The following is a 25,012-nucleotide window of genomic DNA, read 5'->3' as shown; positions in this document are numbered from 1 at the left end:
CAGCACTGGGCTATCGTTCACCGAACGAATATGCAAAAGGCTTGAGGCAGTTGGCTCATTAGCCAGCTTCTTGGCGTCCGCTGCCATGGGACAGGCCCACAAAAACCGTCGGCTCCCATCATCCGGCCCCTACGCTGCGCTCCGGGGTTCCCTCGCTACGGGCCTGCTCCCGGGAGTACGCGCTGCAGGCCCCATCCATGGGGCCTCAGCGCTTGACGGGCATCCATGCCCGTCACCTCCCTCCGCAGTCCCTTCGCTCGGCCTCCTGAAGTCGCAATCGGCAGCGCCTGAACTATCGCGCGCTTAAAAGCAAAAACAAAAGCAACGGCAACGGCAACGGCAACGGCAACGGCAACGGCAACGGCAACGGCAGTTAGATGGTTCCTGGGAACCCGGCGAACGTCGCCGACCTCTCAGTTCCATAGACCTTCTTAGGAGGACGCCGCCCATGAAACACCTGACGCCTTGGTTATTGGCCGCCAGCCTGACTGCCTGCGGCGAAACCGCCCTGCTGAATGTACTCGACGGCAGTGGCCCAACGCCCCAGCTGCCCGCTCCGGTCAAGACCACCCTCCCCACCGTGAATATCGCTCCGGCAGTGGGCTGGCCCAAGGACGTCAAGCCCGAAGCAGCACCTGGCACCCAGGTGAAAGCGTTCGCCAGCGGACTGGACCACCCTCGCTGGCTGTACCTGTTGCCCAACGGCGACGTTCTGGTAGCCGAAACCAACGCCCCGCCAAAGCCAGAAGATGGCAAGGGCCTGCGCGGCTGGGTGATGAAGAAGGTGATGAAGCGGGCAGGTGCAGGCGTGCCCAGCGCCAACCGTATCACCCTGCTGCGTGACGCCGACCACGACGGCGTGGCAGAAATCCGCACAACCTTCATCGAGGAGCTCAACTCGCCGTTCGGCATGGTCCTGGTCGGTAAGGACCTCTACGTAGCCAACACCGACAGGCTGCTGCGCTTTCACTATGAGCCCGGTGCCATGCAAATTCGCAATGAAGGCCAACCGGTGGTCGAGTTACCAGGCGGGCCGCTCAATCACCACTGGACCAAGAACGTGATCGCCAGCCCTGACGGTAAAAAGCTTTTCGTGACAGTCGGCTCCAACAGCAACGTCGGCGAAAACGGCCTGGACAAGGAACAGGGGCGCGCCGCGATCTGGGAAGTGGACCCAGCCAACGGCCAGCACCGCCTGTTCGCCACCGGCCTGCGCAACCCTAACGGCCTGGCCTGGGAGCCACACAGCGGTGCGTTGTGGACGGCAGTCAACGAGCGTGACGAGATTGGCAGCGATCTGGTACCGGACTACATCACTTCCGTTAAGGACGGCGGTTTCTATGGCTGGCCATACAGCTACTATGGCAAGCACGTGGACGAGCGCGTGCAACCACCAGCGCCTGAAAAAGTGAACCAGGCGCTGGTGCCCGACTATGCCGTAGGCCCACATACGGCATCGCTGGGGCTGGCATTCGCCGAACCCAATGGGTTACCACCGCCCTTCGACCAAGGGGCATTCGTGGGCCAGCACGGGTCGTGGAACCGCAAGCCGCACAGTGGCTACAAGGTCATTTTCGTGCCGTTCGACCCGTCAGGAAAACCCTCGGGCAAGCCGGTGGACCTGCTTACCGGGTTTCTTGATGAGCATGGCAAGGCCCAAGGGCGCCCGGTCGGCGTAATCACCGACGGGCGTGGCGGCGTGCTGGTAGCCGATGATGTCGGCAATGTGGTCTGGCGGGTAAGCAAAGCCCCGCCTGTCCTCAGGGGTTCTGCGCCAGATGCCCTTGCGGAATGACGCGCTTGGCCTGCAGGTAAGCCTTGGCCCAGTAGCTGTTTGACAAGTAGTCCAGGCGCACCGTACCACCGCTCGATGGGGCATGCACGAAGCGCCCTTCCCCTACATAAATGCCAGCGTGGCTGACCTGCGAGCCGCCACTGGTGGCAAAGAACACCAGGTCACCGGACTGCAGCGACTTGGCATCCACGGTCGGCGCGCGCATGACGATCATCTCACGCGTGGAACGCGGCAGGCTTATGCCGGCAGCATCACGGTAGACGTACTTGATCAGGCCACTGCAATCGAAACCGGAGTCCGGGGTGTTGCCGCCCCAGCGATAAGGCGTGCCCACCAGGCCGATAGCGCGCATCAGTACGTCATCGGCAATGGGCGAAGGGCTGGGCTGGCTATAGGTAACCTGCGGCTGTACCACAGGGGCCGGCGCAGGCGCACGGCTGGAGCAGGCAGCCAGCAAGGCTGCCAGGGAGAGAAATGCGAAGCGCGCCATCTTTACCATGGCCAGAACATCCTGTCTGAGACCGCTGGGCCGCAGCCGAAAAGAGTTGAGAATTTAGATTAGACGCTTTCTATAAATGTGCACGGCGGCGAGCTTTTCACAAAGCATCGCCGCCGCGGCAGGATATATCATTTTGCTATCAGTTGCGCGCGATATTGGTGGTCGGCGCCATGGCCAAGGCACGCTTGGCTTCGATGAAGGTCTTGCTCCAGTAACGGTCACCGAGGCTGTCGATGCGCACGCCACCGCTACGGCGGCTGCTGGAGTGGATGAACTGGTTGTCACCCAGGTAGATGCCGGCATGGCTGACGCGGCCGCGGCCGTTGGTGCTGAAGAACAGCAGGTCACCTGGCTTGAGCTTGTTGCGGGCCACTTTCGGGGCATCGACGTTGATCATTTCACGCGTGGAGCGCGGCAAGGTCACGCCCGCCTCTTCACGGAACAGGTAGCCGATGAAGCCACTGCAGTCAAAGCCGGACTTCTCCGAGGTACCACCGAAGCGGTAGCGGGTGCCGATCAACGACATGCCGCGCTCGAGAATGCTGTCAGCCAGCGCTGGCAACTGGTAAGGCTTGCTGCTGGAGAAGGCCTCCAGGTCATCTTCGGTGGCCAGCTCTTCCGGCTCGCCGAATACCGACGAGGACGAGGCTTTGGCCTTGAACGCCGAATGTGCGGCGATCGGGGTGTGATCCTGGAGCTGCTGCTCTGAATGAGAAGCCGGGCCTTGGGCCGCGCAGCCAAAAAGCAGGGTCACGAGTGCGAGTGGCACGAGGGGTGCGAAGCGCTTGAGCATGGGCACGACCGTGTCTGTAATCCTTTAGAAGGGTGAAACTATGCCCTCTATCATGGCCATTTGCAAATTTTATCGAAAAAGATGTGACTTTTTTGTTTTGCCGCTCTGGCCCAGCGTTTTCGGGCTACCAGCCCAGGGTTTCCTTGAGGAAAGGGATGGTGAGCTTGCGTTGTGCCTGCAATGAGGCCTGGTCGAGGCGTTCGAGCAGGTCGAACAACGCACTCATGCTGCGTGCGCCGCGGGTGAGGATGAAGTGGCCGACTTCGTCGGTAAGGTGCAGGCCACGGCGCGAAGCGCGCAGTTGCAGGGCGCGCAGCTTGTCTTCGTCGGACAGGCCACGCATCTGGAACACCAGGGCCAGGGTCAGCCGCGACTTCAGGTCCGGCAGCTTGATCGGCAGTTCGCGCGGCGATGCCGAGGCAGCCAGCAGCAGGCGCCGGCCGCTATCACGCAGGCGGTTGAACAGGTGGAACATGGCCTCTTCCCAGTCTGCCTTGCCGGCGATCACGTGCAGGTCGTCGATGCACACCAGCTCATACTGGGCCAGGTAGTCGAGCAGCTCTACGCCACGATCGAGCAATTGTGCCAGCGGCAGGTAGACGGCTGGTTCGCCGCGTTGCTGGAAGCGGTGGGTGGCGGCCTGCAGCAGGTGGCTACGGCCAACACCCTGCTTGCCCCACAGGTAGATAAGGCTCTCGGTCCAGCCGGCGTCGGCTTCGCATAGCCGCTCGACGTAGCCCAATGCCGCAGCATTGGCGCCCGGATAGTAGTTGATGAAGGTGGCGTCATCGCGCAGGCGCACACCCAGGGGCAACTGGATCGGTGGTTTCATGCTCGCGGGCGGTCGACAGGACCGCAGGGGGCCTTTGGTGAACAATTTGCAAAGTCTATACCCGCAGCGCGGGGCACACAATCACGGCAGCGGATAGCACAAGTAAAATCAACAGGTTGCGCCATTATGGGGCTGCAAAGCGGCCCCCAGGATCACAAATCCGGGTCGACATCCCCGGCATACATGTCCGATTCCTTGTACAGGTCATGCACATGCCGCAGCAGCACCATGATCACCGCCGCCACCGGCAGCGCCAGCAATACCCCGGTGAAGCCGAACAGCTCACCGCCGGCCAGGATCGCGAAAATCACCGCCACCGGGTGCAGGCCGATGCGGTCGCCCACCAGCAGCGGGGTCAGCACCATGCCTTCCAGCGCCTGCCCGACCATGAACACCGCGACGATGCCCAGCATCGGATACAGGTCGCCGCCAAACTGGAACAGGCCAGCCACCAAGGCTGCGCCAATGCCAATGATGAAGCCCATGTACGGCACGATGGCAGCCAGCCCGGCGAGCATGCCGATCAGCAGCCCCAGCTCCAGCCCCACCAGCATCAGCCCGGCCGAATAGATGAAGCCCAGCGCCACCATCACCATCAATTGCCCGCGCACGAACGCCCCCAGCACCTCATGGCATTCGCCCGCCAGGCCCATGACTTGCGGCTCGCGCTGGCGCGGCAGCAGCCCCCGCAGCTTGGCCATCATCAGGTCCCAGTCGCGCAGCAGATAAAAACCCACCACCGGGATCAGCACCATGTTGGCCAGCCAGGCCATCAGCGCCAGGCCCGAGGCGGTGGCATGGGAAAGCAGCACACCGACGATATCGGTGGTCTGGCCCATGTGTGTGCCAATGGCAGCCTTGATCTTGTCGAACTTCCAGAAGCCGTCAGCCAACCCCAGGCGGCTCTGCACCCAGGGCAATGCCACGTGCTCGAGCCAGTCGAGCATCTGCGGCGCCAGCTCATACAGGCGCACCAGCTGCTTGGCCAGCAGCGGCACCAGCACCAGCAGCAAGGCCAGCAACAGCAAGGTGAAGAGGCCGAACACCACCACCACGCCCCAGGTGCGCGAAAGCCCAAGGCGTTCCAGGCGGTCGACCAGCGGGTCGGCCAGGTAAGCCAGCAGGATGCCGACCAGGAACGGGGTAAGAATGTTGTGCAGGCTATAAAGAAGCACAGCGACCAGCAGGGCAACACCCAGCCAGATCCAGCGACGTACGTCAGTCACGGTGTGCTCCCCTTACCAGCGAAAACGCAAACCGTCGAACGGCTTGGGGGCAGGCTGGGCCGGCACTGCTTGCCCGCCCCCGGCAGCGTCTGCCGGCGCTGGCGTGGCCGGCACCACAGGCGCCTGCTCTACCGGTACTTCCTGTAGCTTGGCCAGGCCGAGCTGGGCACGCAGTTGCTCGCGGTTGGCGGTGACGCCATAGGTCAGGGTGCTGCCTTCGGCCATTTGCAGGCGCGGGCCAAAGGGTTCGAGCACGCGGGCCAGTTCAGCGTAGCGCTGCAGGTTCATCCCCTGCACTTGCACCTGCAACTGGCTGCTGGCACCCGGACGGGTGACGTAACGCGGCGCCAGGCGGTTGCTCAGCGCCAGCATCACGGCGTCGGCCAACGCTGCCGGGTCGGCACCCTCGGCAGTGCCTTGCTCACGCTGGTCGCCCAGCCACAGCTGCCACTTGCCCTGCCATTTGCCATCGGTTTCCCGGGCATGCACGGCCAGCAAGGCATCGGCACCATAGCGCTCGGAGGCTTCGCGTAACGGGGCCGGGTCGCTGCCTTCGATGTGCTCGGCATTGGCCACCAGTTGCTCCTGCAGATCGGCCAGCGGCAGGCGCAACGGCAGGCCACGGTGCTGGGCGGCACGGCGCAGGGGTTGGGCACTGGCCTGGCCATCACCGACCAGGCTGCTGCCTTCGGCACTGTCGTTCAGCCACCAGCCGAGGATCGAGGGACGGTTGCTGCCCCACAGGGCCAGGCCGGCCTTGCGCAAAGCCTGTTCGGTACTGCCAGGGTCGAACTCGACCAGCACCGACTCGGGTGGCCCGGCTTCGCTGGCAACCTGGTTGATGATTTGCTGCGGGTCCTTGCGCAGCGCGGCCAATGCCGGGCTTTGCACTGCCTTGGGGTCGCCGGTCAGGCGCGTTACCAGGGTATCGAGTGCCTGGACGGTAGCCGCGGCACGGGCTTCGGCGCCCTGCCCGGTGACCGGCTCGCGCACCTGGTAAAGGCCGGAAACATTTTCAGCCTGGGCAGCGGCCGAGATCAGGGCCAGGCAACCGACTGCCAGAATATTGAAGAGACGCATGGAGGATTCCTGTCCATTTACCGCAATGCCTATACCTTATACACGGGGGCGCAAGGTAACCAGTCGCGAGGGGTGAAAGATTGGTTGCGGGGGAGATGTGTCGGGTCTGACAGGCGTTCGCCTTGAGAGGTTCAGCGGCTGGGAGATCGAGCGCTGCCCGCGCGGCGCTCGATCTCCCGGACACCGAAACAATCAAAGGCGGACACTTCCCACTTTTTAACCATTTTCATGCCCTGCCCGTCGGCCTGAGGATGGCCGCTGCCCGGCAACCCTGATAAAATCGCGCGCCTTCACAGACCACTGACGTTTCAGGCAGCCGCCCTTTACCAGCCGGCCTTGGCCGTCATGGTCGTTTTTAAGAATCCCTCCCTCCTAAAGGCCTGGATCAATGAGCAAGCAACCCTCCCTGAGCTACAAGGACGCCGGTGTAGACATCGACGCCGGCGAAGCACTGGTCGAACGCATCAAGGGCGTGGCAAAACGCACCGCACGCCCTGAAGTCATGGGTGGCCTGGGCGGCTTCGGCGCCCTTTGCGAGATCCCGGCCGGCTACAAGCAGCCGGTGCTGGTCTCTGGCACCGACGGCGTTGGCACCAAACTGCGCCTGGCACTGAACCTGAACAAGCACGACAGCATCGGCCAGGACCTGGTCGCTATGTGCGTCAACGACCTGGTCGTATGCGGTGCCGAGCCGCTGTTCTTCCTCGACTACTATGCCACCGGCAAACTGAACGTCGACGTGGCCGCCACCGTGGTTACCGGCATCGGTGCCGGTTGCGAACTGGCCGGCTGCTCGCTGGTCGGTGGTGAAACCGCCGAAATGCCCGGCATGTACGAAGGCGAAGACTACGACCTGGCCGGCTTCTGCGTCGGCGTGGTGGAAAAGGCCGAAATCATCGACGGTTCCAAGGTTGCCACCGGCGACGCACTGATCGCTCTGCCGTCCTCGGGCCCGCACTCCAACGGCTACTCGCTGATCCGCAAGATCCTCGAAGTGTCCGGCACCGACATCGAGAACACCCAGCTGGGCGGCAAACCGCTGGCCGACCTGCTGATGGCGCCTACCCGCATCTACGTCAAGCCACTGCTGCAGCTGATCAAGAACACCGGCGCGGTCAAGGCCATGGCCCACATCACCGGTGGCGGCCTGCTGGACAACATCCCGCGCGTATTGCCGGCCAACGCCCAGGCGGTCATCGACGTGGCCAGCTGGCAGCGCCCGGCAGTGTTCGACTTCCTGCAGGAAAAAGGCAACGTCGACGAGCATGAGATGCACCGCGTGCTGAACTGTGGCGTCGGCATGGTCATCTGCGTGGCCCAGGATCAGGTAGAAGCTGCCCTGAACGAACTGCGCGCCGCTGGCGAGCAGCCATGGGTGATCGGCCACATCGCCGAAGCCGCCGAGGGCGCTGCCCAGGTCGAGCTGCAGAACCTCAAGGCACACTGATGCCAAGCAAGACCTGCAATGTAGTGGTACTGCTGTCGGGTTCCGGCAGCAACCTGCAAGCCCTGATCGACAGTTGCCAAGGCCAGGACAGCCCGGTGCGCATCCGTGCGGTGGTTTCCAACCGCGCCGATGCCTACGGGCTGCAGCGCGCCGCGGCGGCCGGTATCGACAGCGTCGTGCTCGAGCACACCCAGTTCGACGGCCGGGAAGCCTTCGATGCCGCACTGATGGCGCGCATCGACGCTTTCGCCCCGGACCTGGTGGTGCTGGCCGGTTTCATGCGCATTCTAAGTGGCGACTTCGTACGCCACTATCAGGGCCGCCTGCTCAACATCCACCCGTCGCTGCTGCCCAGGTACAAGGGCCTGCATACCCACCGCCGGGCACTGGAGGCAGGCGACGCCGAGCATGGCTGCAGCGTACACTTCGTGACTGAGGAACTCGATGGCGGCCCATTGGTCGTACAGGCTGTGGTACCGGTGGTGTCAGACGACACCGTCGAAAGCCTGGCACAGCGGGTACACCGCCAGGAGCACCTGATTTACCCGCTGGCGGTGCGCTGGTTCGCTGAAGGGCGCTTGCGTCTTGGCGAACAGGGTGCATTACTGGACGGCCAGCCCCTGGCGGCCAGCGGTCACTTGATTCGATCCTAGGAGAATTTATGCGTCGCGCCCTGCTCTTGGCTCTCGCCGTGCTCGCCCTGCCCCTCCAGGCAGCTGATCTGAAGCCTTTCTCGGCCAGCTATACCGCCGACTGGAAGCAACTGCCCATGAGCGGCACCGCCGAGCGCAGCCTGGTCAAGAATGCCAACGGTACCTGGGACCTTAACTTCAAGGCTTCCATGATGATCGCCAGCCTGACCGAGCAAAGCACCCTGCGCATGGACAACGACACCCTGCTGCCGCAGAAGTACCACTTCGAGCGTGGCGGCCTGGGCAAGGCCAAGAAGGTCGACCTGGCCTTCGACTGGAACAGCAAGAAGGTCACCGGCAGTGACCGTGGCGACGCCGTCAGCCTGCCGCTGAACCGTGGCGTGCTGGACAAGTCGTCCTACCAGTTGGCCCTGCAGCATGACGTGGCCGCCGGCAAGAAGAGCATGACCTACCAGGTAGTCGACGGTGACGAGATCGACACCTACGACTTCCGCGTGCTGGGCACCGAAAAGGTCACCACCAAGACCGGCCAGGTCGATGCGGTGAAGGTCGAGCGCGTGCGCGACCCAAGCCAGAGCAAGCGCATCACCGAGCTGTGGTTCGCCAAGAACTGGGACTACCTGCTGGTGCAACTGCGCCAGGTCGAGACCGATGGCAAGGAATACGTGATCGTGCTGCAGGATGGCACGGTCGATGGCAAGCCGGTGAAGGGCAACTGAGCCAGCGCTGCCAGCAGCACCAAAGCCCCGCCATGTGCGGGGCTTTTTTCTGCCTGGGGTTTCTGGATTGTCTGTACCGGCCCTATCGCCGGCAAGCCAGCTCCCACAGAGACCTCACACAGCCTGAGCCCAGCGCAGTACCTGTGGGAGCTGGCTTGCCGGCGATAGGGCCAGCCCAGGCAACACAACTTCAGCATCATGAAACTTGTTTCATCCCGGTTTTATTTACTTAGCCTGCTAACAAACTCTATAAAGAGGGTGTGCGACACAGTGTCGCAACCAACTCAAGCAGTGGAGTTTGACGATGACAGTCCAAGTAACCGAACGCGACGAATCGAAAATGTCCCACGAAGGCCTGGCCGCTGGTGTGCGGATCTGGGATGTGCACCAACAAGGCCAGCTGGTGGGGATGTTCCACAACGAATATGAAGCGCACCAGTACCGTACGGAGCTGGAAAACCTGGAAAACCAGCGCGCCACGCAATGACCCATCTTCAAATGAAAAACCCCGCCAAGGCGGGGTTTTTCGTGTTTACCACATCAGATCATCAGGGATCTTGTAGGCCGCGTACGGGTCGTCCTCGTTCGCTTCCTCGACATGGGTGTTGAGCAGCAGGATACGGCTAGGGTCGCGCTCCTGGATCTTCACTGCCGCTTCACGGGGGATGACCTCGTAACCGCCGGCATGGGCCACCACGGCCAGCGCACCGTTGCTCAGCTTGGTCCGCATCAGGGCATTGACGGCAATGCGCTTGACCTTCTTGTCGTCGACAAAGTTGTAGTAGTCCTCGGTGCTCAGCTTCGGCAGGCGAGTCGCTTCGATCAACTGCTTGATCTGCGCGGCGCGGGCTTTCTGCTCGGCTTTTTCCTGCTGCTGGCGGTTCAGTTCCTGGTCACGCCTGGCTTTCTCGGCCATGGCTTCCTTGGCCATGCGCTGCTGGCTGTCGTCCACCTCGACCTGGCCTTTGTGCTCCAGGCGTTTCTGTTTCTTCTCGGCCTTGGTGGCCTGGGAAACCTGTTTCTGGTTGACCAGACCGGCTTTGAGCAGTTGGTCGCGAAGGGAAAGGCTCATGAATGTTCACTCACTTATGCAACAGCTCAGCCGCAGCTGGGCAGGTTCTTTTCCTGACGTTTGGCTTCACCCCAAAGGGCATCCAGTTCGTCAAGGTTACAATCTTCGATCGGGCGGCCACTGTCACGCAATGCCTGTTCGATGAAGCGGAAACGCCGCTCGAACTTGCGATTGGCGCGGCGCAGGGCATGTTCCGGATCATGCTTGAGGTGACGAGCCAGGTTGACGGTGGCGAACAGCAGGTCGCCGATTTCATCCTCGAGCGCATCGGCATCGCCGTCGGCCATGGCCTGCAGCACTTCGTCCAGCTCTTCGCGGACCTTGTCCAGCACCGGCAATGCCGCAGGCCAGTCGAAACCGACCGTGGCCGCGCGCTTTTGCAGTTTGGCTGCCCGCGACAACGCCGGCAATGCCGCCGGTACGTCGTCGAGCAGCGACAATTGTTCGGGCTGGCTCTTTTCCGCGCGCTCTTCAGCCTTGACTTCTTCCCAGCGTGACTTGACCTGGGCCTCGCTCAGGCTGGGGGCGTCCACCGGCGCGTACAGCTCGCCGGTGGGGAACACATGCGGGTGACGACGAATGAGCTTGCGGGTGATGCTGTCGACCACGCCGTCGAACTCGAAACGCCCCTCCTCGCGGGCGAGCTGGCTGTAGTAGACCACCTGGAACAGCAGGTCGCCCAGTTCACCTTGCAAGTGCTCGAAATCGCCGCGCTCGATGGTGTCGGCAACCTCGTAGGCCTCTTCGATGGTGTGCGGGACGATGCTCGCGTAGTTCTGCTTCAGGTCCCACGGGCAGCCGTACTGCGGGTCGCGCAGGCGGGCCATGAGGTGCAGCAGGTCTTCGAGGGTGTAGATCATGTAAGCAGGTCCTTCGGTGGTGGCTTCTTCGCGGGCTTGCCCGCTCCCACAGGGATGGTGCAAATCTTCAGATATGCACTTGACCTGTGGGAGCGGGCAAGCCCGCGAAGAAGCCACCGCGGTCTCAAGGGGTACGATTACGCCGCGTCTCGATGATGTTCGGCAACTGCGAGATCCGCCCCAGCAAGCGCCCCAGCGCATCCAGGCCCGGAATCTCGATGGTCAGCGACATCAACGCAGTGTTGTCTTCCTTGTTCGAGCGGGTGTTCACCGCCAGCACGTTGATCTTCTCGTTCAGCAGCACTTGCGACACATCGCGCAGCAAGCCCGGGCGGTCGTAGGCACGGATGACGATGTCGACCGGGTAGGTCTGCACCGGGATCGGCCCCCAGCTGACCTGAATCATGCGCTCCGGCTCCTTGCCCGCCAACTGCAGCACCGAGGCGCAGTCCTGACGGTGGATGCTCACGCCGCGGCCCTGGGTGATGTAGCCGACGATGGCGTCGCCCGGCAGCGGCTGGCAGCAGCCGGCCATCTGCGTCAGCAGGTTGCCGACACCCTGGATCTGGATGTCACCGCGCTTGCCGGTACGCGGCCCGGTAGGCTTGCGTGGTACCAGTTCGATCTGCTCGATGCGCTCGGGCTCCAGCAACTGCTGGGCGGCGTTGACCAGGTGTGCCAGGCGCAGGTCGCCGGCACCGAGCGAGGCGAACATGTCCTCGGCGGTCTTGACGTTGGTCTTCTCTGCCAGTCGCTCGAAATCCACCTGCGGCAGGCCCAGGCGGCTAAGCTCGCGTTCAAGCAAGGTCTTGCCGGCGGCGACGTTCTGGTCGCGTGCCTGCAGCTTGAACCAGTGCACAATCTTGGCCCGCGCTCGCGAGGTGGTGACGTAACCCAGGTTGGAGTTCAACCAGTCACGGCTGGGGTTGCCGTGCTTGCTGGTGATGATCTCGACCTGCTCGCCGGTCTGCAGGCTGTAGTTGAGCGGCACGATGCGCCCGTTGATCTTGGCACCGCGGCAGTTGTGGCCGATTTCGGTGTGCACGCGGTAGGCGAAGTCCAGCGGCGTGGCCCCCTTGGGCAAGTCGATGGCGTGGCCGTCCGGAGTGAACACGTAGACCCGGTCCGGTTCGATGTCAACCCGCAGCTGCTCGGCCAGGCCACCGATGTCGCCCAGCTCTTCGTGCCATTCAAGCACCTGGCGCAGCCAGGAGATCTTCTCTTCGTAATGGTTGGAGCTGGACTTGACGTCGGTGCCCTTGTAGCGCCAGTGGGCGCAAACCCCAAGCTCGGCTTCTTCGTGCATGCCGTGGGTACGGATCTGCACTTCCAGCACCTTGCCCTCGGGGCCGATCACCGCGGTGTGCAGCGAGCGATAGCCGTTCTCCTTGGGGTTGGCGATGTAATCGTCGAACTCCTTGGGAATGTGCCGCCACAGGGTGTGCACGATACCCAGCGCGGTGTAGCAGTCGCGGATTTCCGGGACCAGCACCCGTACCGCCCGCACGTCGTAGATCTGGCTGAATTCCAGGCCTTTGCGCTGCATCTTGCGCCAGATCGAATAGATATGTTTCGCCCGGCCGCTGATGTCGGCCTTGACGCCAGTGGCCAGCAGCTCGTTCTGCAGCTGGTTCATCACATCGCTGATGAAGCGCTCGCGGTCCAGCCGCCGCTCGTGCAGCAACTTGGCGATCTGTTTGTACTGGTCGGGTTCGAGATAGCGGAAGGACAGGTCTTCCAGCTCCCACTTGATGTGGCCGATACCCAGACGGTGCGCCAGCGGCGCATAGATGTCGAACACCTCGCGCGCGACACGCAGGCGTTTCTCGTCGTCGGCGGCCTTGACCGCACGGATCGCGCAGGTGCGCTCGGCGAGCTTGATCAACGCCACGCGCACATCATCGACCATGGCCACGAGCATCTTGCGCAGGTTCTCGACCTGCGCCTGCGAGCCCAGCACCAGCGATTGCCGCGGGCTGAGGCTGGCGCTGATGGCGGCCATGCGCAGCACGCCGTCGATCAGCTTGGACACCACCGGGCCAAAGCGCTGACTGACTTCGGCCAGGGTCACCTTGCCCTCGCGCACCGAGCGGTAGATGACCGCCGCCACCAGGGAATCCTGGTCGAGCTTGAGGTCGGCGAGGATTTCGGCGATCTCCAGGCCTGCCTGGAAACTGGACGTGCCGTCCGCCCAGGAATGCTTGGCCGGGTTGCCCTTTTTCTCGACTTCATGGGCAAACTCGCAGGCCTCTTTCAGCGCTGCGCGATCCAGTGCCGAATCGACGCTTACCACATGGTCCAACCATGCTTCGAGATTGATACTGCCGTCAGTGTTGACCGGCTGGTGCACTCTCACCTGTACCATCTTTGTTTTACCTTTCCATACAGCACACCACGCAGGTGCGCTGGCGATCACCGTGCGGCCAACATTCCGTGCAAGCCGCACCAAGGGGCCAGTCAGCTAGCCCGCTTCGAATAACGCCATGGCCTCGACATGCGCCGTCTGAGGAAACATGTCGAGAATCCCGGCCCTTTTTAACCGGTACCCCTGGCCGACCAGCACCTGGGCGTCTCGCGCCAGCGTGGCCGGGTTGCACGATACATAGACCAGCCTTCTGGCCTTGAGGCGGGCGATGCCTTGCACCACCTCGAAAGCACCGTCGCGCGGTGGATCCAAGAGTACCGCAGAAAAGCCCTCGGCGGCCCATCCGGCACCCGCCAAAGGCTGCGATAAATCGGCCTGAAAAAACCGTGCGTTATGCACATTGTTGTTCCGGGCGTTGGCCGCGGCCCGCTCGACCATGGCCTGCACACCTTCCACGGCAACCACTTCGCGCGCCTGGCGAGCCAGCGGCAGGGCAAAGTTGCCCAGGCCGCAGAACAGGTCCAGCACGCGCTCGTCGGCCTGCGGTGCGAGCCAGGCCAGGGCCTGCTCGATCATCGCCGTGTTGACCTGGGCATTCACCTGCACGAAGTCACCTGGGCGCCAGGCCAGTTCCAGCTGCCACGGCGCCAGGGCAAAGCCCAGTTGCGCAGCCGGATCCACTGGCGCCGGCTCCCCTTCACCCTGCAGCCACAGCTGGGCATTGGCCTGCTCGCAGAACGCCTGCAGCCTGGCCAGGTCTTCGGCGGGCAGCGGCGCGACATGGCGCACCAACAGCGCCTCGGCGGTGCCGCTGAACAGCTCCACATGGCCCAGCGCCTGCGGCTTGCTCAGCGAGCGCAGCACGGTCGGCAAGTGGCGCAGAATCGACTGCAAGGGCTGTACCAGCACCGCGCAATCGTCAATGGCAATAATGTCCTGGCTGGCTTCGGCGCGGAAGCCGACCTCCAGCTGGCGGGCCTTGATGTCCCAGCGCACGGCCACGCGGGCGCGGCGTCGGTAACCGAATTCCGGCCCGCTCAGCGGTGCGGCCCACTCGTCGGGCTGCACGCCGGCCACGCGCTGCAACTGCTCGGCAAGGGTGCGCTGCTTGAGCGCCAGCTGCGCTTCGTGCGGCAGGTGCTGCAGGTTGCAGCCGCCGCAGCGCTCGTAATAGCGGCACGGTGCCTGACGGCGCTCGGGGCTGGCCTGCAGCAGGCGCTCCAGGCGGGCCTCGACCACTTTTCCACGGGCATTGAGCACCCGCGCCTCCACGGCCTCACCGGCCAGGGCGCCACTGACGAACCAGGTGCGCCCCTCGTGGAAGGCGATACCCCGGCCGTCACCGGCAAGGCGCTCGATTTCCAGGCGCTGCTTCTTGCCCACCGGGACCTGGGGGCTGCGGTTGCCACCGGCCGGCTGGAAGCGCAGGCCGCTGTTGCTTTTTTTCTTGGACATTTAGCTCGGATCGAACAGGCCGGTGGACAGGTAACGGTCGCCGCGGTCGCAGATGATCGCGACCATCGTGGCATTTTCCACCTCGCGGGACAGGCGCAGCATGGCGGCGACTGCACCACCGGAAGACACGCCGCAGAAAATGCCCTCTTCACGGGCAAGGCGGCGGGTGGTTTCCTCGGCTTCCTGCTGCGACATGTCGACCACGCGGTCGACGCGGCTGGCGTCGAAGATTTTCGGCAGGTATTCCTCGGGCCAGCGGCGGATGCCCGGAATGGCCGAGCCTTCCATTGGTTGCAGGCCGATGATCTGTACCGCCGGGTTCTGTTCCTTGAGGTACTGCGAGCAGCCCATGATCGTACCGGTGGTACCCATGGAGCTGATGAAATGGGTGATTGTGCCCTGGGTCTGCTGCCAGATCTCGGGGCCAGTGCTGTTGTAGTGGGCGATGGGGTTGTCGCCGTTGGCAAACTGGTCCAGCACCAGGCCACGGCCTTCGGCCTGCAGCTTCTCGGCCAGGTCACGGGCGCCTTCCATGCCCTCTTCCTTGGTCACCAGGATCAGCTCGGCGCCGTAGGCGGTCATGGCCGCCTTGCGTTCGGCGGTGGAGTTGTCGGGCATGATCAGGATCATCTTGTAACCCTTGATCGCAGCAGCCATCGCCAGGGCGATGCCGGTGTTGCCGGAGGTGGCTTCGATCAGGGTGTCGCCGGGCTTGATCTGGCCGCGCAGTTCGGCGCGGGTGATCATCGACAGTGCCGGGCGGTCCTTTACCGAGCCGGCGGGATTGTTACCTTCGAGCTTGAGCAGGAGGGTGTTGCTGGTTTCGCCAGCAATGCGCTGCAGGCGAACCAGGGGCGTATTGCCGACGCAATCGGCGATGGTTGGGTACTGCAAAGTCATGGCGTATTTCACAATCCGGTCGGCAGGGGTGCCTATCATACCGGCAAACCCTTCTCGGCCATATCACGCAATCTGTGGTGGATATAGCTACAAGCTATATCGATAAACTGTACCGGCCTCTTCGCGGGCGCGCCCGCTCCCACAGGGATTGCGCTGCATTCAAGATAAATGCTGAACCTGAGGGAGCGGGCATGCCCGTGAAAGGGCCGGCACATGTAACGGCAATCTCATGCACAACCTAAGCCCATGCTTGCCATTCTGCGCCCACAAGGTGCCGCCCTGGCGCTGGATGGCACTGCGGGCGATGCTCAGCCCCAGGCCGAAACCGCCATCGCCGGGCCGCGAACCGTCCAGCCGCGAGAACGGTGCAAAGATCCGCTCCAGGTCTTCTTCAGCAACGCCACCGCCCTCGTCTTCCAGCCACAACCTCCAGTACTCACCTTCACGCTGCCCACCGAGGCGCACCACTCCCTCGGCCGGCGAATGACGAATGGCATTGCGCAACAGGTTCTCCAGCGCCTGGGCCAGGTGATTGAGGTTGCCCTGCACCCAACAGTCGGCCGGCACTTCGCATCGCAGCCGCGCCAGTGCCCAGCCGCTTTCATAGCTGGCATTCTCGGCCAGCAGCTCCCACAGCGCCTGCACCTCGATCGGCTCCAGATTCATCGGCGCACGTTCGGCGTCCTGCCAGGCCAGTTGCAGCGTGTCCTCGACCAGTTGCTGCATGCAGTCCACTTCCCTCGTCAGGCGGTCACGCAGGCGCTGCAGGTCGGTTTCGCCATCGCAAGCCACCCGCAGCCGGCTGAGTGGCGTGCGCATTTCATGGGACAGGTCACGGAGCAACTGCTGCTGCATGGCTACCGTGCCCTGCAGGCGCTCGGCCATCTGGTCGAAGGCTCGAGCCAGTTCGCCCAGCTCGTCATGCCGGGCGATGGTGCGTGGGTCGAGGCGCGCCGACAACTGGTCGGCGCGCCAGGCATTGGCCTGCTCGCGCAACTGGTTCAAGGGCACGATCAGCATGCGGTAAAGGCCCACGCACAACAGCAGGGTGAACAGGCCAGGGATGATGCCGTTGGTGACGATGCGCCACAGCATGCGGTATTGGCCGGGGTTGAAGCGCTGCGGCAGTTCGATCACCAACATGCCCTGTTCCGGCGCCCCCGGGAACGGTATGCGCAGCCACGGCTGCTCGACGCTGCGCCGGCTCATCGGCCAGTCGACACCGCGCAGGCGGGTCAGCCGCTGCATGATCCGGGGGTCGAGAGTGGCGCTATCCAGCGGCTGCAGGTTGAAGTCGAGCACGCCAACCCAGCCGCGTTCGCGCTGGTGCATCGCCGCCACCCACCTGTCCAGCCCTGCCCGCCCGCCACTGCGCCAGGCCTGCTCGGCCTCGGCAGCATAACCACGCAAGGCCTGCCGCGCCGGCTCCGAGAGGAAGGCGTTCCGGGTTTCCATGTGCCGGCCCCAGGTGTAGCTGAGGCCGATCATCAGCAGGCAGAAGCCCACCAACAGGATCGCCAGCTTCCAGAACAGCGAATGGCGGTCGAGCATGTGTCACTCCACCTCGCCGACGCTGAGCACGTAGCCCTTGCCCCACACGGTGCGGATCTGCCGTTCGTGATAGCCGATGCCCTTGAGTTTGCGACGGATCTGGCTGACGTGCATGTCCAGGCTGCGATCGTGCCGCGAATAGCCTCGCTGCAGTACTTGCTGGTAGAGGAACGGCTTGCTCAGCACTTCGTCGATGTTACGGTTGAGGATGTCGAGCAGGCGGAACTCGCTGGGGGTCAGGCCGGCCAGGCGACCCTCCAGGCGCACGTCGCACAGCGCCTCGTCATAGTGCAGGTCGCCACTGGCGGCCTGCACCTGCGGGGCCTGATGGCGCCGCTCGAGGGCCACGCGCCGCAGGATAGCCTCGATGCGCACCTGCAGCTCGGCCATGCTGAATGGCTTGGGCAGGTAGTCGTCGGCACCGCGCTGGAAACCGCTGATGCGGTCGGCCTCGGCGCCCAGCGCCGACATCAGGATCACCGGCGTGGCGCTGCGCTTGCGCAACTGCGCCAGGGCATCCAGACCGTTGAGCCCGGGCAGCAGGATGTCCATGAGCACCACATCGAACGCCTGGCGCCCTGCCGTTTCTAGGCCCTCCAGGCCGTTGCGGCACCAGGTCACCTGGAAACCGCCGCGCTGCAATTCTTCGTGCAGGTAGGCACCGAGGACCGGGTCATCCTCGATGGCGAGGATATTGGAGCTGTTAATAGACACAGGATTCATTAGCAACTGCCATGCATTCTCAATTACACGATTATTGAGCATCCCGCGCCTGCCAGGCAACCGCCCTGCGACCAAGGCCCCTGCAACGGTGCAAAACACCGACTAAAAAGGTGCAATAGCGCAGCAGGCGGAGTAACTTCCCGGCTTGGCCGTCAGCGCTTGACGGCGTCCAGGCACGTGACAGGAGGCGAGTGTGCTCGATCGCTTGGGAATTCGCAGTCGGGTCCTGCTGCTGGCCCTGTTGCCAGCCGGCCTGATGGCCGTGGTGCTGGGTAGTTACTTCACCTGGCTGCAGCAGAACGACCTGCGCACCCAACTGCTGCAGCGCGGCAAGATGATCGCCGAGCAACTGGCACCACTGGCCGCGCCCGCCATGGCCAGGCTGGCACCGGCGCAACTGGAGCGCATTGCCGCGCAGACCCTGGAGCAGGCCGATGTGCGTGCCGTCGCCTTCCTGGCCCCGGACCGCACGCGCCTGGCCCACGCCGGCCCGAGCATGCTCAATCAGCCGCCCAGCGGCGGCACCGGCACCCAGCTGCTGCAACGCAGCGGCAATGATGCCACGCGCTACCTGATGCCGGTATTCGGCCACCACCGCGACCTGGCCACCGATGCCGTACCGGCCGAAGCCGAACGCCTGCTGGGCTGGGTCGAGATCGAGCTGTCCCACGACGGCACCCTGCTGCGCGGCTACCGCAACCTGTTCACCAGCCTGTTGCTGATCCTCGCCTGCCTGGTGCTCAGCGGCCTGCTGGCATTGCGCATGAGCCGCACCATCAACGACCCCATCAAGCGTATCAAGCACGCAGTCAACCAGCTCAAGGACGGCCACCTCGAGGAACGCCTGCCGGCCATGGGCAGCCATGAGCTGGATGAACTGGCGCGCGGCATCAACCGCATGGCCGAAACCCTGCACAATGCCCACGAAGAGCTGCAGCACAGCATCGACCAGGCCACCGAGGACGTGCGCCAGAACCTTGAAACCATCGAGATCCAGAACATCGAGCTGGACATGGCGCGCAAGGAAGCCCTGGAGGCCAGCCGTATCAAGTCGGAATTCCTGGCCAACATGAGCCACGAAATCCGCACCCCGCTCAACGGTATCCTCGGCTTCACCCACCTGCTGCAGAAAAGTGAGCTGACACCGCGCCAGTTGGACTATCTGAGCACCATCGAGAAATCCGCCGACAACCTGCTGGGGATCATCAACGAGATCCTCGATTTCTCCAAGATCGAGGCCGGCAAGCTGGTGCTCGACAGCATCCCGTTCAACCTGCGCGACCTGATCCAGGACACCCTGACCATCCTCGCCCCGGCCGCCCACGCCAAGCAGCTGGAGCTGCTCAGCCTGATCTACCGCGATACCCCGTCGTCGCTGATTGGCGACCCGCTGCGGCTCAAGCAGATCCTTACCAACCTGGTCAGCAACGCCATCAAGTTCACCCGCGAAGGCACCATCGTCGTGCGCGCCATGCTCGAAGACGAGCACGAAGACAGCGCGCAGCTGCGCATCAGCGTGCAGGACACCGGCATCGGCCTGTCGCCGCAGGATGTGCGTACGTTGTTCCAGGCTTTCAGCCAGGCCGACAACTCGCTGGCCCGCCAGCCCGGCGGCACCGGCCTGGGGCTGGTGATTTCCAAGCGCCTGATCGAGCAGATGGGCGGCGAAATCGGCGTCGACAGCACCCCGGGCGAGGGTTCGCAGTTCTGGATCAGCCTCAACCTGCCCAAGGCCCACGACGGTGTCGAGGAGATGCCGCTGCAACCGCTGCTGGGCCGCCGCGCGGCCATCGTCGATGGCCACGAACTGGCGCGCCAGGCACTGGAACACCAACTGCAAGACTGCGGCCTCAGCGTTAGCCTGTTCGCCTCCTACGACCAGTTGCTGCAGGGCGTGCAGGCCGCCAGCCAGGCCGCTCTGCCGTTCGACTTCGCCGTGCTCGGGGCCAACCTGGGCAGCCTGTCGCCGGAGCAACTGGGCCGTTACCACCAGCAGCTCGAACGCTACCATTGCCAGTGTGTAGTGCTGTGCCCGACCACCGAGCAGGCGCTTTACCATCCGTACCTGCCCAACGGCCATGGCCAATTGCTGTCCAAGCCGACCTGCACGCGCAAACTGCGCCGCCTGTTGCTGGAACTGGTGCAGCCGCGCCGCCCGCAGGGCGAGGTGACCAGCATCAACGGCCAGCGCCAGCCGAAGATCCTCTGCGTCGACGACAATGCCGCCAACCTGCTGCTGGTGCAGACCCTGCTCGAAGACCTGGGTGCCGAAGTGCTGGCCGTCGACAACGGCTATGCGGCGGTGCAGGCGGTGCAGGACGAGCCGTTCGACCTGGTGCTGATGGACGTGCAGATGCCCGGCATGGACGGCCGCGCCTGCACCGAGCAGATCCGTCTGTGGGAAAACACCCAAAGCGGCAATCCGTTGCCAATCGTCGCCCTTACCGCCCACGCCATGGCCAACGAGAAACGCGCATTGCTGCACGGTGGCATGGACGACTACCTGACCAAGCCGATCAGCGAACGGCAACTGGTCCAGGTGGTAATGAAATGGACCGGCCTGAGCCTGGGCACACCGCAGCAAGCACACGCCGAGCAGCTGGCCAACAACGACGAACTGAAGGTACTCGACCCCGACGAAGGCCTGCGCCTAGCGGCAGGCAAGCCAGACCTGGCCGCCGACATGTTGAGCATGCTGCTGGCCTCGCTGGATGCCGACCGCGAAGCCATACGCGCCGCGCGCGAGGCTGACGACCGCACCGGGCTTATCGAACAGGTGCACCGCCTGAACGGCGCCTCGCGCTATTGCGGCGTGCCGCAGTTGCGTGCAGCGTGTCAGCGTAGCGAGACCTTGCTCAAGCAGGACAACCCGCAGGCGCAGCAGGCGCTGGATGAACTGGATGCGGCTATCGACCGGCTGGCTGCCCAGGCCAGATTGAGCGCCTGACATAGTTCCCTGTGGGAGCGGGCGTGCCCGCGAACACGGGCGAAGCCCGTGCCATCCACCGCGAAGTCTTCTTCGCGGGCACGCCCGCTCCCACAGTGGCCCGCGCCATGTTCAAGGTATGCTGTACCTCCTTCAGTGGAAAAAGGAACCCACCATGCGCGCCCTGTTGTTCAGCAGCCAGCATTACGACCAGGAAAGCTTCACCCGGGCCGCCAGCGGCACAACCCTGGACCTGCATTTCCAGCCCACCCGACTGACCCTCGACACCGCCGCCCTGGCCGATGGCTACGAAGTCGTCTGCGCCTTCATCAATGACGAACTCGACGCCGCAGTCCTGCAACGCCTGGCTGCCGGTGGCACGCGCCTTATCGCCCTGCGTTCGGCCGGCTACAACCACGTCGACCTGGCCGCCGCGAAACGCCTGGGCCTGGCCGTGGTGCGTGTACCGGCCTACTCGCCACATGCCGTGGCTGAACACGCCGTGGCTCTGATCCTGGCTCTCAACCGGCGCCTGCACCGGGCCTACAACCGCACCCGCGAGGGTGACTTCACTCTGCACGGGCTTACCGGCTTCGACCTGCACGGCAAGACCGTCGGCGTGGTCGGTACCGGCCAGATCGGCGCCGCCTTCGCTCGCATCATGGCCGGTTTCGGCTGCCAGTTGCTTGCCTGTGACCCCTACCCCAACCCCGAACTGCTGGCCTTGGGCGCGCGCTACCTGCCATTGCCCGAGTTGCTGCGCGAAGCCCGCATCATCAGCCTGCATTGCCCGCTGACCGAACACACCCGGCACCTGATCAATGCGCAAAGCCTGGCCCAGTTGCAGCCCGGCGCCATGCTGATCAACACCGGCCGCGGCGCGCTGGTCGACACCCCGGCGCTGATCGACGCGCTGAAGAGCGGCCAGCTCGGCTACCTGGGCCTGGACGTCTATGAAGAAGAAGCCCAGCTGTTCTTCGAGGACCGTTCCGACCTGCCACTGCAGGACGACGTACTGGCCCGCCTGCTGACCTTCCCCAACGTGATCATCACCGCCCACCAGGCTTTCCTTACCCGCGAGGCACTGGATGCCATCGCCGCGACCACGCTGGACAACATCAACCGCTGGGCGGCAGGCAATCCACAGAATCTGGTGATGGGTTAATGCTAGGATACGCGGCATTTCTGGAGGACCCATGGTCGAGCACGATTTCCGCTACACCCTTTTCAACCCGCAACACACCCTGATCGAGTGCCGTGCACTGGTGCCGGGCCGTTACCAGGTCACCGGCAATGGCGGTTCGATGCATAAAGGCGACACCCTGCTGGTTACCCTCAAGGGCAGCAAAGACCTGTCCATGCGCCTGACAGTGGAGAGCGTGCGTCACCTGATCAACCCGCGCGGCCAGTGGGTTGCCGTGGCCAGCGGGCCGGTATTCAACGAGCTGGAAATCCTCACCTGGCAGGTCGCCTGCGACAGCTGCGACGCCGTGCTGGACTTCGAGTTCGCCGTGGACGCCAAGCTGGGCAAGAAAGCCCGCCAGCCTGCCGCCAGCGCCCGCGTTGCCGAGCTGGGTTGGGCCAGCCATGGCGAAAAACACCTGTGCCCGCGTTGCCAGGAGGCCGCCGAGTGAAGAATCTGCTGACCGGCTTGCTGATTGCCACCGGCCTGCTCGGCTGTGCCGCGGAACCTTCCAGGCTGCAGCAGGAGCGCAGCTACGTGCTGGAGTGGATTGGCGAACGGCCACTGATCGACTACAGCCACCTGACCCTGACCCTGGCCAGCGATGGCCGTGCCTATGGCAACGGTGGCTGCAACCACTGGTTCGCGCCGTACACACTGGACGGCGAGCACCTGAGCTTCGGCAAGGTCGGCAAGACCCGCAAGCTCTGCGCGCCGGCGTTGATGGAGCAGGAAAAGCGCTTCCTGCAGGCGCTGGAAACAGTGCAGCGCTGGGACGTGTCGCCGATTGAGCAGGTACGTTTCTGGCCGGCCGAAGGCAAACCGCTGCGCTTCTGGCCTGAGGAAGGCTGATCGCTATTGCCTGTACCGGCCCTATCGCCGGCAAGCCAGCTCCCACAGGTACAGCACAGCATATGAACCCTGCGCAGTACCTGTGGGAGCTGGCTTGCCGGCGATAGGGCCGGTACAGGCTGACTTCAGGCGCCCTTCAGGGCCTTGATCCTGGCCTGCAGCCCTTCCTGGGTTTGCTCGCCCATCAGCTGTTCCCGCACCTTGCCCTTGTCATCGATGATGTAGGTCACCGGCAATGCCTCGCTACGTGGCAGGTCATAGCGCTCGGCCGGGTCCTGCGCCAATACGGTGAAAGCGATGCCCAGGGTTTCCGCCGCCTGCTTCAGCTCCTGCCCCTGCAAGCCATCGAAGTTCACCCCCACCACCTTGATTCCGTCGGCCGCCCACTGCTTGGCTGCCGCGTTCAGCTCAGGGATTTCGGTACGGCACGGCCCGCACCATTCGGCCCAGTAATTGAGCACCAGCCAGTGCCCATCGATCTGTTCGGCCTTAACCGTATTACCGTGTTGGTCCACGCCATAATCGGCACCGCAACCACCGAGCAACAGGCTCGCGGTGATGGCCAGTACTGCTGCCAGACGCCTTGCCATGGGTCAATCCTTCTCGAGTTTTAAAGCAAATTGGTCAGTCGCTGCGGTTAGAATAGCCGCCACACCCTGCTGGATGCGACCCGACATGACCGACCTCACGCTCTATCATAACCCGCGCTGCTCGAAATCCCGCGGCGCCCTGGAACTGCTCGAAGCTCGCGGCCTGGCGCCGACCGTCGTGCGCTACCTCGAAACCCCGCCCGACGTCGCCACCCTCACGGCCCTGCTCGGCAAACTGGGCATTGCCCCGCGCCAGTTGCTGCGTGCCGGCGAGGACGAGTACAAGGAGCTGAACCTGGCCGACCCGGCGCTGACCGACGCACAACTGATCGAAGCCATGGCCCGGCACCCCAAGCTGATCGAGCGGCCGATCCTGGTCGCCGGTGACAAGGCCGTGGTCGGCCGCCCGCCCGAGAAAGTACTGGAGATCCTGCCGTGAGCCAGCCCTACATCCTGGTGCTGTACTACAGCCGCCATGGTTCGACCAGCGAGATGGCCCGGCACATCGCCCGCGGCATCGAGCTGGCCGGCATGGAAGCCCGCCTGCGCACGGTGCCGGCGATTTCCACGGAATGCGAAGCAGTCTCCCCGGACATCCCGGCCAGTGGCGCGCTGTACGCCACCCTGGACGACCTGCGTCACTGCGCCGGCCTGGTGCTGGGCAGCCCGACCCGCTTCGGCAACATGGCGGCGCCGCTCAAGTACTTCCTGGATGGCACCAGCAGCCTGTGGCTGAGCGGCGAGCTGGTCGGCAAGCCGGCCGGCGTGTTCACCTCCACCGCCAGCCTGCACGGTGGCCAGGAAACCACCCTGCTGTCGATGATGCTGCCCCTGATGCACCACGGCATGCTGGTGATGGGCCTGCCGTACAGCGAGTCGGCACTGCTCGAGACGCGTGGCGGCGGCACCCCGTATGGCGCCAGCCATCATGCTGGCGCCGATGGCAAGCGCGAGCTCGACCAACACGAAATCACCCTGTGCCGCGCCCTTGGCCAACGCCTGGCGACCACCGCCAAGGCCCTGGAGGCCACACGTGGCTAGGAAGCCCAAGGTATTGCCGACGCTGGAGTGGCTGGCACCGCGCCTGCGCCTGACGCGGGCACTGAGCCTGGCGTTCTTCTTTGGCCTGATCGCCCTGCTGGTGGTGAACAACCTGTGGTTCGCCAACCTGCACGGGGCGCGGGTCGAGGTGATCCTGGCGATCGAACTGGTGCCATTGCTGCTGTTGCTGCCGGGCATGCTGGCAGGCAGCGCCCGGGCACATGCCTGGACCTGCTTTGTGGTGAATATCTATTTCATCAAGGGTGTGCTGGCGGCGTTCGACCCGGCGCGGGCGGTGTTTGGCTGGGTAGAAGTGCTGGTGAGCCTGGGGCTGTTCATTGCCGGGCTGCTGTATGTGCGCTGGAAGTTCCAGCATGAGCGGCGCATGGCGGGCGAAGGCAGCTAGATTCTTCGCGGGCTTGCCCGCTCCCACAGGGTTCGCGCCACACA

Annotated in this window: 25 protein-coding genes; 12 read left to right on the top strand and 13 right to left on the bottom strand. The window is 64.0% G+C overall.

Annotation, left to right across the window (positions count from 1 at the left end; translation table 11 throughout):
* Positions 1-448 precede the first annotated feature (448 nt).
* Positions 449-1,795 carry a sorbosone dehydrogenase family protein gene (locus tag CAF70_RS20260; protein ID WP_085626484.1) on the top strand — a complete coding sequence of 449 codons (1,347 nt, stop codon included), beginning with the start codon at positions 449-451 and terminating at the stop codon, positions 1,793-1,795.
* Here CAF70_RS20260 and CAF70_RS20255 read toward each other — a convergent pair.
* The 5 genes from CAF70_RS20255 to CAF70_RS20235 all read right to left on the bottom strand — a co-directional run bounded on the left by CAF70_RS20255 (position 1,761) and on the right by CAF70_RS20235 (position 6,225).
* On the bottom strand, positions 1,761-2,294 hold the full coding sequence (locus CAF70_RS20255) for a C40 family peptidase (protein WP_013971371.1): 534 nt from the start codon (positions 2,292-2,294) through the stop codon (positions 1,761-1,763). The genes CAF70_RS20260 and CAF70_RS20255 overlap by 35 nt on opposite strands.
* A 139-nt stretch (positions 2,295-2,433) precedes the next feature.
* Positions 2,434-3,087, bottom strand: a complete 654-nt coding sequence (locus CAF70_RS20250) for a C40 family peptidase (protein WP_085626483.1) — start codon at positions 3,085-3,087, stop codon at positions 2,434-2,436.
* A 124-nt stretch (positions 3,088-3,211) separates the two neighbouring features.
* A complete protein-coding gene (gene hda, locus CAF70_RS20245; RefSeq protein ID WP_003252443.1) occupies positions 3,212-3,919 on the bottom strand; it encodes a DnaA regulatory inactivator Hda in 708 nt (235 codons plus the stop codon).
* 152 nt (positions 3,920-4,071) lie between these two features.
* Positions 4,072-5,145 carry an AI-2E family transporter gene (locus tag CAF70_RS20240; RefSeq protein WP_085626482.1) on the bottom strand — a complete coding sequence of 358 codons (1,074 nt, stop codon included), beginning with the start codon at positions 5,143-5,145 and terminating at the stop codon, positions 4,072-4,074.
* 12 nt (positions 5,146-5,157) lie between these two features.
* Positions 5,158-6,225: a DUF2066 domain-containing protein gene (locus CAF70_RS20235; RefSeq protein WP_085626481.1), complete on the bottom strand. Its 1,068-nt coding sequence runs from the start codon at positions 6,223-6,225 to the stop codon at positions 5,158-5,160.
* Between the two features lie 388 nt (positions 6,226-6,613).
* Here CAF70_RS20235 and purM point away from each other — a divergent pair, with 388 nt between their 5' ends.
* The 4 genes from purM (at position 6,614) to CAF70_RS20215 (ending at position 9,531) form a co-directional block, all read left to right on the top strand.
* Positions 6,614-7,672 carry a phosphoribosylformylglycinamidine cyclo-ligase gene (purM, locus tag CAF70_RS20230; protein WP_085626480.1) on the top strand — a complete coding sequence of 353 codons (1,059 nt, stop codon included), beginning with the start codon at positions 6,614-6,616 and terminating at the stop codon, positions 7,670-7,672.
* A complete protein-coding gene (gene purN / locus CAF70_RS20225) occupies positions 7,672-8,325 on the top strand; it encodes a phosphoribosylglycinamide formyltransferase (protein WP_085626479.1) in 654 nt (217 codons plus the stop codon). Before purM ends, purN begins: the two co-directional genes overlap by 1 nt.
* A gap of 8 nt (positions 8,326-8,333) precedes the next feature.
* The gene (locus CAF70_RS20220; protein WP_085626478.1) at positions 8,334-9,044 is read left to right on the top strand and encodes a DUF3108 domain-containing protein; all 711 of its coding nucleotides are present in this window, start codon (positions 8,334-8,336) and stop codon (positions 9,042-9,044) included.
* Between the two features lie 304 nt (positions 9,045-9,348).
* Positions 9,349-9,531 carry a hypothetical protein gene (locus CAF70_RS20215; RefSeq protein WP_085626477.1) on the top strand — a complete coding sequence of 61 codons (183 nt, stop codon included), beginning with the start codon at positions 9,349-9,351 and terminating at the stop codon, positions 9,529-9,531.
* Between the two features lie 45 nt (positions 9,532-9,576).
* On the opposite strand, the gene CAF70_RS20210 is transcribed toward CAF70_RS20215, so the two are convergent.
* From CAF70_RS20210 to CAF70_RS20180, 7 genes are all read right to left on the bottom strand, one after another.
* Positions 9,577-10,116: a DUF2058 domain-containing protein gene (locus CAF70_RS20210; protein ID WP_085626476.1), complete on the bottom strand. Its 540-nt coding sequence runs from the start codon at positions 10,114-10,116 to the stop codon at positions 9,577-9,579.
* A 26-nt stretch (positions 10,117-10,142) separates the two neighbouring features.
* Positions 10,143-10,976 (bottom strand): nucleoside triphosphate pyrophosphohydrolase, encoded by an 834-nt coding sequence (mazG, locus tag CAF70_RS20205; RefSeq protein ID WP_178076408.1) that lies wholly within the window; start codon positions 10,974-10,976, stop codon positions 10,143-10,145.
* Positions 10,977-11,100: 124 nt separating this feature from the next.
* Positions 11,101-13,341: a GTP diphosphokinase gene (gene relA / locus CAF70_RS20200; RefSeq protein ID WP_085626475.1), complete on the bottom strand. Its 2,241-nt coding sequence runs from the start codon at positions 13,339-13,341 to the stop codon at positions 11,101-11,103.
* Positions 13,342-13,437: 96 nt separating this feature from the next.
* A complete protein-coding gene (gene rlmD, locus CAF70_RS20195; RefSeq protein ID WP_085626474.1) occupies positions 13,438-14,796 on the bottom strand; it encodes a 23S rRNA (uracil(1939)-C(5))-methyltransferase RlmD in 1,359 nt (452 codons plus the stop codon).
* A complete protein-coding gene (cysM, locus tag CAF70_RS20190) occupies positions 14,797-15,696 on the bottom strand; it encodes a cysteine synthase CysM (protein ID WP_043936067.1) in 900 nt (299 codons plus the stop codon).
* Between the two features lie 159 nt (positions 15,697-15,855).
* Complete coding sequence (locus CAF70_RS20185) at positions 15,856-17,247, bottom strand: sensor histidine kinase (RefSeq protein ID WP_085626473.1); 1,392 nt, start codon at positions 17,245-17,247, stop codon at positions 15,856-15,858.
* Positions 17,248-17,250: 3 nt separating this feature from the next.
* Entirely contained in the window at positions 17,251-17,970 is a 720-nt protein-coding gene (locus tag CAF70_RS20180; RefSeq protein WP_085626472.1) for a response regulator transcription factor, read from the bottom strand.
* Positions 17,971-18,163: 193 nt separating this feature from the next.
* On the opposite strand from CAF70_RS20180, the gene CAF70_RS20175 reads away from it, so the two are divergent.
* The 4 genes from CAF70_RS20175 (at position 18,164) to CAF70_RS20160 (ending at position 22,931) form a co-directional block, all read left to right on the top strand.
* Complete coding sequence (locus tag CAF70_RS20175) at positions 18,164-20,917, top strand: response regulator (protein ID WP_085626471.1); 2,754 nt, start codon at positions 18,164-18,166, stop codon at positions 20,915-20,917.
* Between the two features lie 154 nt (positions 20,918-21,071).
* Positions 21,072-22,061, top strand: coding sequence for a 2-hydroxyacid dehydrogenase (locus CAF70_RS20170; protein ID WP_085626470.1), 990 nt, complete (start codon positions 21,072-21,074; stop codon positions 22,059-22,061).
* 31 nt (positions 22,062-22,092) lie between these two features.
* Entirely contained in the window at positions 22,093-22,530 is a 438-nt protein-coding gene (locus CAF70_RS20165) for a hypothetical protein (protein ID WP_085626469.1), read from the top strand.
* Complete coding sequence (locus tag CAF70_RS20160; protein ID WP_085626468.1) at positions 22,527-22,931, top strand: META domain-containing protein; 405 nt, start codon at positions 22,527-22,529, stop codon at positions 22,929-22,931. Before CAF70_RS20165 ends, CAF70_RS20160 begins: the two co-directional genes overlap by 4 nt.
* Before the next feature lie 125 nt (positions 22,932-23,056).
* On the opposite strand, the gene CAF70_RS20155 is transcribed toward CAF70_RS20160, so the two are convergent.
* The gene (locus CAF70_RS20155; RefSeq protein ID WP_039615075.1) at positions 23,057-23,521 is read right to left on the bottom strand and encodes a TlpA disulfide reductase family protein; all 465 of its coding nucleotides are present in this window, start codon (positions 23,519-23,521) and stop codon (positions 23,057-23,059) included.
* 85 nt (positions 23,522-23,606) lie between these two features.
* Between CAF70_RS20155 and arsC the strand changes: the two genes are divergently transcribed.
* The 3 genes from arsC to CAF70_RS20140 are packed head-to-tail and all read left to right on the top strand — an operon-like array spanning position 23,607 to position 24,968.
* Complete coding sequence (gene arsC, locus CAF70_RS20150) at positions 23,607-23,960, top strand: arsenate reductase (glutaredoxin) (protein ID WP_085626467.1); 354 nt, start codon at positions 23,607-23,609, stop codon at positions 23,958-23,960.
* Positions 23,957-24,562 carry an NAD(P)H:quinone oxidoreductase gene (gene wrbA / locus CAF70_RS20145; protein ID WP_085626466.1) on the top strand — a complete coding sequence of 202 codons (606 nt, stop codon included), beginning with the start codon at positions 23,957-23,959 and terminating at the stop codon, positions 24,560-24,562. The genes arsC and wrbA overlap by 4 nt, the downstream gene beginning before the upstream one ends.
* Positions 24,555-24,968, top strand: coding sequence for a DUF2069 domain-containing protein (locus CAF70_RS20140; protein WP_085626465.1), 414 nt, complete (start codon positions 24,555-24,557; stop codon positions 24,966-24,968). The genes wrbA and CAF70_RS20140 overlap by 8 nt, the downstream gene beginning before the upstream one ends.
* Positions 24,969-25,012: the final 44 nt, after the last annotated feature.

This window comes from Pseudomonas sp. B19(2017) (genome assembly GCF_002113165.1).
Lineage (GTDB): Bacteria > Pseudomonadota > Gammaproteobacteria > Pseudomonadales > Pseudomonadaceae > Aquipseudomonas.
This window is presented reverse-complemented; position numbering and strand designations above follow the sequence as displayed.

What these genes read in the sequence shown, in the direction of transcription:
- CAF70_RS20260 (WP_085626484.1), top strand. Translation starts at nt 449, where the DNA reads ATGAAACACCTGACGCCTTGGTTATTGGCCGCCAGCCTGACTGCCTGC.
- CAF70_RS20255 (WP_013971371.1), bottom strand. Translation starts at nt 2,294, where the DNA reads ATGGTAAAGATGGCGCGCTTCGCATTTCTCTCCCTGGCAGCCTTGCTG.
- CAF70_RS20250 (WP_085626483.1), bottom strand. Translation starts at nt 3,087, where the DNA reads ATGCTCAAGCGCTTCGCACCCCTCGTGCCACTCGCACTCGTGACCCTG.
- hda (WP_003252443.1), bottom strand. Translation starts at nt 3,919, where the DNA reads ATGAAACCACCGATCCAGTTGCCCCTGGGTGTGCGCCTGCGCGATGAC.
- CAF70_RS20235 (WP_085626481.1), bottom strand. Translation starts at nt 6,225, where the DNA reads ATGCGTCTCTTCAATATTCTGGCAGTCGGTTGCCTGGCCCTGATCTCG.
- purM (WP_085626480.1), top strand. Translation starts at nt 6,614, where the DNA reads ATGAGCAAGCAACCCTCCCTGAGCTACAAGGACGCCGGTGTAGACATC.
- purN (WP_085626479.1), top strand. Translation starts at nt 7,672, where the DNA reads ATGCCAAGCAAGACCTGCAATGTAGTGGTACTGCTGTCGGGTTCCGGC.
- CAF70_RS20220 (WP_085626478.1), top strand. Translation starts at nt 8,334, where the DNA reads ATGCGTCGCGCCCTGCTCTTGGCTCTCGCCGTGCTCGCCCTGCCCCTC.
- CAF70_RS20215 (WP_085626477.1), top strand. Translation starts at nt 9,349, where the DNA reads ATGACAGTCCAAGTAACCGAACGCGACGAATCGAAAATGTCCCACGAA.
- CAF70_RS20210 (WP_085626476.1), bottom strand. Translation starts at nt 10,116, where the DNA reads ATGAGCCTTTCCCTTCGCGACCAACTGCTCAAAGCCGGTCTGGTCAAC.
- mazG (WP_178076408.1), bottom strand. Translation starts at nt 10,976, where the DNA reads ATGATCTACACCCTCGAAGACCTGCTGCACCTCATGGCCCGCCTGCGC.
- relA (WP_085626475.1), bottom strand. Translation starts at nt 13,341, where the DNA reads ATGGTACAGGTGAGAGTGCACCAGCCGGTCAACACTGACGGCAGTATC.
- rlmD (WP_085626474.1), bottom strand. Translation starts at nt 14,796, where the DNA reads ATGTCCAAGAAAAAAAGCAACAGCGGCCTGCGCTTCCAGCCGGCCGGT.
- cysM (WP_043936067.1), bottom strand. Translation starts at nt 15,696, where the DNA reads ATGACTTTGCAGTACCCAACCATCGCCGATTGCGTCGGCAATACGCCC.
- CAF70_RS20185 (WP_085626473.1), bottom strand. Translation starts at nt 17,247, where the DNA reads ATGCTCGACCGCCATTCGCTGTTCTGGAAGCTGGCGATCCTGTTGGTG.
- CAF70_RS20180 (WP_085626472.1), bottom strand. Translation starts at nt 17,970, where the DNA reads ATGAATCCTGTGTCTATTAACAGCTCCAATATCCTCGCCATCGAGGAT.
- CAF70_RS20170 (WP_085626470.1), top strand. Translation starts at nt 21,072, where the DNA reads ATGCGCGCCCTGTTGTTCAGCAGCCAGCATTACGACCAGGAAAGCTTC.
- CAF70_RS20165 (WP_085626469.1), top strand. Translation starts at nt 22,093, where the DNA reads ATGGTCGAGCACGATTTCCGCTACACCCTTTTCAACCCGCAACACACC.
- CAF70_RS20155 (WP_039615075.1), bottom strand. Translation starts at nt 23,521, where the DNA reads ATGGCAAGGCGTCTGGCAGCAGTACTGGCCATCACCGCGAGCCTGTTG.
- arsC (WP_085626467.1), top strand. Translation starts at nt 23,607, where the DNA reads ATGACCGACCTCACGCTCTATCATAACCCGCGCTGCTCGAAATCCCGC.